Raw genomic sequence first — 740 nt, 5'->3', positions numbered from 1 at the left:
CCCATCACTCACCTACTACCAGCTCGGGCCAGCGGCTCCACCACTCCGAGACACGTCAAAGACGGGCCCCGGCGGCTTCACGGGCTTAGCATCACTGGATTCGATGTTTGACGCTTCACAGCGGGTACCGGAATATCAACCGGTTATCCATCGACTACGCCTGTCGGCCTCGCCTTAGGTCCCGACTTACCCTGGGCAGATCAGCTTGACCCAGGAACCCTTAGTCAATCGGCGCACACGTTTCTCACGTGTGAATCGCTACTCATGCCTGCATTCTCACTCGTCAACCGTCCACAACTACCTTCCGGTGCTGCTTCACCCGGCAGACGACGCTCCCCTACCCATCACAGCCGGCGTTAGCCGTCATGCTGCAATGACACGACTTCGGCGGTACGCTTGAGCCCCGCTACATTGTCGGCGCGGAATCACTAGACCAGTGAGCTATTACGCACTCTTTCAAGGGTGGCTGCTTCTAAGCCAACCTCCTGGTTGTCTCTGCGACTCCACATCCTTTCCCACTTAGCGTACGCTTAGGGGCCTTAGTCGATGCTCTGGGCTGTTTCCCTCTCGACCATGGAGCTTATCCCCCACAGTCTCACTGCCGCGCTCTCACTTACCGGCATTCGGAGTTTGGCTAAGGTCAGTAACCCGGTAGGGCCCATCGCCTATCCAGTGCTCTACCTCCGGCAAGAAACACACGACGCTGCACCTAAATGCATTTCGGGGAGAACCAGCTATCA

General features: G+C 57.6%; 1 rRNA gene (running past both ends of the window). It reads right to left on the bottom strand.

From position 1 onward, the window contains the following. A 23S ribosomal RNA gene (locus CQ12_RS39415) occupies positions 1 to 740 on the bottom strand (it extends past both window edges: 1655 nt to the left, 1085 nt to the right).

This window comes from Bradyrhizobium jicamae, assembly GCF_001440395.1.
GTDB lineage: Bacteria > Pseudomonadota > Alphaproteobacteria > Rhizobiales > Xanthobacteraceae > Bradyrhizobium > Bradyrhizobium jicamae.
Note: the sequence above shows the minus strand (reverse complement) of the source record. Positions and strands in the feature narration are given on the sequence as shown.